Here is a 5,589-nt window from a genome sequence, read left to right as displayed (position 1 = left end):
CTACTCGGTCAACGCCAAGCTCACCAGCGAGGGCGCCTCCCAGAGCATCGACATCGCCAAGGGCACCGCCGTCCCCGTCGGGATCGGCAGCGGCAACGGCAGCGGCAAGCCCACCACCCTGCTCGAACTGCGCGTCACCGGCTGACCACCACCCCCCGCATCACCACCTCTCACGTTCGGGAGCCCACTCATGCCTCGCACCTCCTCGTCCCGCAACCTGCGGGCGGGCGCGCTGACCGCCGTCCTCGCCGCCGGAACCCTGACGACCCTCGCCACGCCCCCGGCCGGCGCCGTGGTCGGCAACGCGGCCGCCGACGGTTCCTACGCCTTCACCGCGCGCCTGGCGATCGGCGACACCCTGCGTGCCTGCACCGGTGCGCTGGTCGACCGCAACTGGGTGCTCACCGCCGCCTCCTGCTTCGCCGACGACCCGGCGCAGCCGCAGGCCCTGGCGGCCGGCGCGCCGAAGTGGAAGACCGTCGCCACCGTCGGCCGCACCGACCTGACCACCACCGGCGGCAGGACCGCCGAGGTGTCCGAGCTGGTGCCGTACGCCGGCCGTGACCTCGTCATGGCCCGCCTGGCCACGCCCGTCGACGGCATCGCCCCGCTGGCGGTCGCCACCGCCGCGCCGACCGCCGGGCAGACGCTGCGCGTGCCCGCGTACGGCCGGACCAAGGACGAGTGGGCTCCGCTCAAGCTCCACACCGGCGCCTTCTCGCTCGACACCGTGGCCGCCGCCGGCCTCGGCACGACCGGCACCGGCGGCGCGGCGATCTGCAAGGGCGACACCGGCGCCCCCGTGATCCGCGAGACGGGCGGCAAGGCCGAGCTGGTCGCCGTGGCCTCCCGCTCCTGGCAGGGCGGCTGCCTGGGCGTGCCCGCCACCGAGAGCCGCACCGGCGCCTACAACACCCGCGTCGACAACGTCGCCGGCTGGGTGCAGCAGACCCGGGCGAAGTCCCTGGGCTGGAAGACCCAGGCCCTGGTGCGCAGCGACGCCAACCTCTACTTCGCCAGCCGTCTCTACGACGGCACCTGGACCCCGTACGAGGACGTCCAGGCCACGGCCGGCGCCATCGGCGGGGTGCGCGCCGTCGCCTCGGCCGGCATCAACGCCGACACCCACATCATCGCCCTGGGCGGCGACGGGCACCTCCACTACGCCATCCGCAACCTCGACGGCGGCTGGAAGCAGACGTTCGCCGACCTCAACGTCGCCCTCACGGACCTCAGCGGCATCACCCAGGTCTCCATCGCCTCCATCGGCGACAACCTGCACGTGGTCGTGGTCGCCAACGGCACCCTCTACCACTCCATCCGCAACGGCGCCGGCCAGTGGACCGCGTTCAACGTGGTCACCGACGTCACCGGCCCGCTCAACGGCATCACCGCCATCTCCGCCGCCGGAGCGTCCGGGGACGCCGGACCCGAACTGCACATCGCGGCCGTGGCCGGCGGAAAGGTCTACCACACCCTGCGCACCGGCTCCGGCAGCTGGGGCACCTGGGGGGCGGTCTCCGAAGCCGCGGGCAGCACCGGCCCGGTGAGCGGCGTCGCCGTCTCCCGCCAGGGCAACGACCTCAACCTCGCCCTCATCGCGAGCGACGGCCAGTACCACACCATGCGCTACCTCAACCACACCTGGCAGCCCGTGACGTCCCTCGGCGGCGTCATCGGCAACGTCACGGGCACCAGCATCAGCGCCACGCCCGTCGACACCGACGCCGTGTTCGCCATCGCCACCACGGACAACAAGGTCCTGCTCACCGCCCGCCACAACGACGGCACCTGGGCCGCCCCCGAGAACCTCGACCTCACCGCCATCCCGGGCAACCACACCGGCACCACGATCACCGGCACGCTCTGACCGACGCGCTCCGACCGGCGTCCTCCGACCGGCGCGCCCTCCGCGCGCCGATCCGTCGTGCGTCCTGGCGCGGGGTGGTGGTCCACTCCCGCGCCGGGGCGCACGCGTCAGGAACTCCCGAGGGCAGGCCGCCCCCGGCCTTCCCCGACCGCACCGTCCGTCCCCGCCCCGCCTCCGGGGGCGGGGACGCCCCTCCCAGCACTTGCCTCGATCACGGGAAAACGCCCTGCCGCAGCCCGTCGCCGCCCTGCCCTGTCATGCGCAGGGGCCTGCAAGCGGCTTACAGGGCGTGCGTTATCGTCAGCCGTGAGCATTTTCCCCCGGCAACGACCAGGTTCCTCGGGCCGCCGCAAATCCGCCAAGGGCGGCCGTCTCGCCGTCCTGGACGGCCTGCGCATCCTGGCCGCGCTGATGGTGGTCTTCCACCACTACATCGGCTACGGCGGCGGTACCAAGCCCGAGATCAGCGCCTGGGGCAAGCCGGCCGAGCAGGTGTTCCACCGCGCCTCCGCGCCCGCCGCGTACCTCTGGACGGGTATCTGCCTGTTCTTCGTGATCAGCGGCTTCGTGATCTGCATGAGCAGCTGGGGCCGCCCGGTGGGCGACTTCGTCCGCTCCCGGGTCATCCGGCTCTACCCCGCGTACTGGTTCGCCGTCCTGCTCACCACCGCGGTCGTGACGATGTGGCCGCTCGTGCGCCAGCCGCTCCCCTCCGAACAGGTCCTCGCCAACCTCACCATGTTCCACGTGGGCCTGGGGATCCCGAACGTGGACGCCGTCTACTGGACGCTCTGGGCCGAGCTGCGCTTCTACCTGCTGTTCGCCATCGTGGTGTGGCAGGGCGTGACCTACCGGCGGATCGTGGCCTTCTGCTCGATCTGGACGGTCGCCGGCATCGTCTCGGCGAGCACCAAGTGGCCGGTCCTGGAGTTCTTCGCGATGTCGGACGTCTCCTCGTTCTTCGTCGCCGGCCTCGCGCTCTACCTGGTCCACCGGTACGGTCCCAACCTCATGCTCTTCGGCATCGTCGGGATCAGCTGGATCCTCTCGGTGCTCTACACCATCCAGCACCAGCACGACGTGAACACCGTCCTGGGCCGGCCCGAGCTGCCGACCTGGCCCGCCGTCCTGCTGACCACCCTCTCCTACCTCGTGATCACCGCGGTGGCCATGGGCTGGGGCTCCCGGATCCAGTGGCGCTGGCTCACCTTCGCCGGCGCCCTCACCTACCCCCTCTACCTCCTCCACGAGGCCATGGGCTGGACCGCCCTGCGCGCCCTCTACGACCACGGCACCAAGCCCTGGACGGCGGTCGCCATCGTCGTCACCGGCATGCTCGTCGCCTCCTGGCTGGTCCACCGGCTCATCGAGAAGCCCCTGACGCCCCGCCTCAAGACCGGCATGACCAGGAGCATCGACCAGCTCCGCGCCGCCGAACCCCTCCCCCCGCAGCCCGCCCCGGCGCCGACCCGGGCCCCCGGCGTCCTGGAGACCGTCACCACCCCCTGGGCCACCGCCTTCACCCCCAGGGACACCCGCCCGCCGCAGCAGCACACCCCCGACTCCTACTGACCCACCCCACCCCCGCGGCCCGACAGGGACCGGCGCCACCCGGCACCGGTCCCTGTCCGCGTTCCCGGCCCCATCCCCCCTGTCGGCCTCACCGGCCTTCGCCCCCCGGCCCCGGTGCTTCGGCAACTCCGACGGTGCGGGCCGGTCGGGCCGGTCGGGCCGGATCGCGTTTCCTCCTCGACTTGCGCGCCCTCGACGCGCCAGGTAAGGAGAATCGCCGGAAGATCTGTACCGACACGTACCATCTGCTGTGCGTCAGGCATGTGACGGTGCGTCCTCTCGCACTGCTGCGAGCCGACCCACGTCATGCCGATGAGGCGCGTTCACCGCGCTTCGGCGAATCGGACGGAAGCCGGTTCGCCCGAATGCGTGTGGCCGGCCCGGATCCCGGCAGAGCCATTCAGGTGTTCCGGCCCCGAGGAGGTCGCGGGTGATGACGAGAAGCTCCATAGCGTGACCGGCGCCGACGCGCACCAGGCACTCAACGGCCGCCGAAAGGATTCGGCCGACGCGACTCAACGGTGAACACCCCGCACCCGCAGCCGATCGGCCGCAGTGTCGGAGGCCGACCGGCTCCGGGATGGAGTTCGCCGGATTTCCTAGGAGAGAAGCAATGCCACTACTGGCAATGATGCGGCCTGCCCTCAGACAGACCGTCGTCGTGCTGGCCGCGCTCGCGGCCGTGCTGATCCACGGGGCGCAGACCCCCGCGTACAGCGCTTCGATCAATGCGATCACCGGTATCACCACCACCTGGGCCGGATCGCCGTCCGCGCCGCTCCATCCCGGGATGACCGTCACCACGCAGATCACCTGGTGCGTCCCGGACGGCAGCCATGCGGGTGACACCTTCTCGGTCACGATGCCGGCGCAGCTCGCGAACTTCCCGTCCGGCACGCAGACCGTGCTGGACGGCACCGGCGCGGCCATCGGCACCGCCACCATCGCCGGCCGGCCCGCCGTCGTGACGTACACCATGGGCGCCTATGTCGAGACGCACACGGGCGTCTGCGGGCAGACCACGATCAGCGCCCAGCTGTCGACCGACAACAACGGCGCGCAGGACCTCGTCTACACGACGAACGCGGGGGTCACGTTCACCACCCCGATCGTCGTCGAGCCGTGGCCGCCCCGCAATCCCGCCAACGCCGAGAAGTACGGGCTCATCTACACCGGCACCGCCTTCCCGGACACGAACATCGTCTGGGTGATGCACACCCCGGCGAGCACGACGGCCACCACGGCCACGTTCACGGACACCGCCCAGGCCGGCCAGGCCTTCAACTGCGCGGCGTTCGTACCGGGGCTGACACTCCCCTACTCCACCGATCCCGCGTCCACCATCGCCCAGCAGAACCTGGACACGGCCACCAACACACTGGGCAACGACGTCACCTACACCGGCACGGCCACCCTCAACTCGTGCACTCCGACCGGCATCTCGGTCACCGTCACCGTCCCGGCGAACACGAGCGTCGGGCTGATCCTGCCGGTGACGATCACGGACAACACCCTCAAGCAGTTCTCGGACACCGTCGTGGTCGCCATGGGGAACGGCACCAGCCAGAACGCCGGAACCTCGCTGGACAACCCGAACTGGAACAACTCCGGCGGCGGGAACAACCTCTCCATCGTCAAGTTCTCCACCGACGAGGGCCCGACGAACGGCGACCACAACACGGCACCCGGCAAGTCCGTCCCCGCCGGGACTCCGACGCCGGTGACGATGACCGTCAGGAACAACGGGTCGCTGGTGCTGAGCAACGTGGAGGTCACCGACAGCACGACGTCCGGCCCGGCCCTCACCGGCCTGTCCTGTGACTTCTCCCCGTTGGGCGGCCCGGCCACCGGTACGACCTGGGCCGGCCCCTTCGTGCCGGGCGCGACGTTCGACTGCACGGGGACCATCCCGGCGATGGAACCCGGCACCCAGGAGACCGACACCTCCACGGTCACCGCCACCACCACCGCAGGCGTCACCGTCACGGCCTCGGACTCCTTCAACGCGGCGACACCGCCCTCGACTCCGGCGCTGACGATCGCCAAGTCCGTCTCCCCGACGACCGTCTCCACCGCGGGCCAGACCGTCACATACTCCTACCTGGTCACCAACACCGGAAACGTCGACCTCACCACCATCGGAGTGA

3 protein-coding genes are annotated in these 5,589 nt (G+C 71.0%); all 3 read left to right on the top strand.

The features are described 5' to 3' along the window. The first annotated feature begins 190 nt into the window (after positions 1-190). The gene (locus tag ACZ6EM_RS40030; protein ID WP_465774635.1) at positions 191-1,870 is read left to right on the top strand and encodes a trypsin-like serine protease; all 1,680 of its coding nucleotides are present in this window, start codon (positions 191-193) and stop codon (positions 1,868-1,870) included. Positions 1,871-2,176: 306 nt separating this feature from the next. Continuing rightward, positions 2,177-3,442 carry an acyltransferase family protein gene (locus tag ACZ6EM_RS40025; protein WP_465774634.1) on the top strand — a complete coding sequence of 422 codons (1,266 nt, stop codon included), beginning with the start codon at positions 2,177-2,179 and terminating at the stop codon, positions 3,440-3,442. A gap of 613 nt (positions 3,443-4,055) precedes the next feature. Then, on the top strand, positions 4,056-5,589 hold a 1,534-nt coding region (locus ACZ6EM_RS40020), incomplete at its 3' end, for a DUF7507 domain-containing protein (protein WP_465774633.1).

This window comes from Kitasatospora sp. NPDC041917 (assembly GCF_055589745.1).
Note: the sequence above shows the minus strand (reverse complement) of the source record. Positions and strands in the feature narration are given on the sequence as shown.